General features: G+C 60.1%; 1 protein-coding gene. It reads right to left on the bottom strand.

Annotated elements, in window-relative coordinates; genetic code table 11:
• Positions 1 to 35: 35 nt before the first annotated feature.
• Positions 36 to 1,432 (bottom strand): IS3 family transposase gene (locus ACX80A_RS15185; RefSeq protein ID WP_459260598.1). Its coding sequence is split into 2 segments (ribosomal slippage): positions 36 to 1,081 and positions 1,081 to 1,432, totalling 1,398 coding nucleotides; the frame shifts between segments, so codons are not numbered across the junction.
• Positions 1,433 to 1,556: the final 124 nt, after the last annotated feature.

The following is a 1,556-nucleotide window of genomic DNA, read 5'->3' as shown; positions in this document are numbered from 1 at the left end:
GCGGAAGTTGTCAAGGTGAATGGGGCCAGTGGGAGTTAGGCGGCTGCTTCTGGCTGGGTTTCCTGGGATGGTTTGTTAATCCATGCCGCGTCGGGGACGGTAAGTATTTTTGGGTCCGTTTCAGTGCTGAATCGTTCAGGATTCTTCTGCCGTGCGGCGGCCAGGGTGATGGAGCGTTCGGTGGCCTTCGCCGCGGCAAGACCGTAGTGGACGTCTGCCGGGGTGTTTAGCCCAATTCCGGTGTGACGGTGACTGTGGTTGTATCCTTCGACAAAGGCCGCCATGAAGACCCTCGCATCGGCCAGGGAGCCGAATCGTTCAGGAAACACGGGAGCGAATTTCAAAGTCTTGAACCACGCCTCGCTGTACGGGTTGTCGTTGGATACGCGGGGCCGGGAGTGTGACCTGGTGACTTCCAGATCGGAGAGCAATACGGCGACGGTCTTGGACGTCATAGAGGTCCCGCGGTCCGCGTGCACGATCTTTGGGATGCCGTGGATACCGAAGATTTCCTTCATCATCTCCACCGCCAACTCCCCGGATTCGTGGGCGTGGACGTATGCGCCCACGATGTAGCGGGAGTAAATATCGATCATCACGTAGGCATCGAAGTATTTACCCCTGACCGGGCCGGCAAGCTTGGTAATGTCCCAGCTGTAGACCTCTCCGGGGCCAGCCGCTGTCAGTTCCGGAACGGTCCTGGGCGGATGGCGTGCCTGCCGGCGACGGTCTTTGACCTGCCTATTCTCAGTCAGTATCCGGTAAATCGTCGAGATTGAGCACAGGTAGGTCCCTTCGTCCAGCAGTTGCGCGTAGATCTGGACCGGGGCCAGATCCACGAAGCGGGCAGAGTTCACGGCAGCGAGGATACGGTCGCGTTCGTCCGGGTCGAGCTTGTTTGCCGGGACAGGTGCGGGCATCGGCACGGCCAGCGGGGGCCGTGGGCTGCGGGTTGCGGTCGCCCGCGGTATCCCGGCCAGGACTGCCGCTTCCCGCGTGGGAATATGCGCACCTGTGAGTTCGGCATAAACCCCCATCAGGGTTTCCTGTACCACTGCTGCTGCTCCTCGCTTTCGGAGATTTCCTCCAAAAGCTGCCGTGCTTTTCCCATGATGTCCAACGCCGCCCGAGTCCGTGCCAGCGTGCGTTCATTCACCTCCAGCTGCCGGCGTAGACGGGCGATTTCGGCCTGCTCAGCGGTAAGCTTGCCGATCTTCTCACCGGGCTTCCTACCCTCGAGCACACCAGCATCACGGAGTTTGCGCCACTCAGTGATCTGGGAAGAATAGATGCCCTCACGACGAAGGTACGCCCCGCCTCCGGAGCTATCATCACAGGCCTGTTGGTAAGCGGCCAGATGGGCTAGTTTCTGCGCCGGGGTAAACGACCTTCGAGGCCTTGGACCGCCGGCACGGGGGCCAGAATTACTCATGGACCCATCTTCCCGCACCCGGGAAATTGTGGAGATAGACATTGGTTCTGATCCTGATTCTCGCCCTACGAATTAGACGGACTTGCTATGAGCCACTGGCCTCAACTCACCCTGACACGTAGGG

This window comes from Arthrobacter sp. TMN-50 (assembly GCF_054511125.1).
This window is presented reverse-complemented; position numbering and strand designations above follow the sequence as displayed.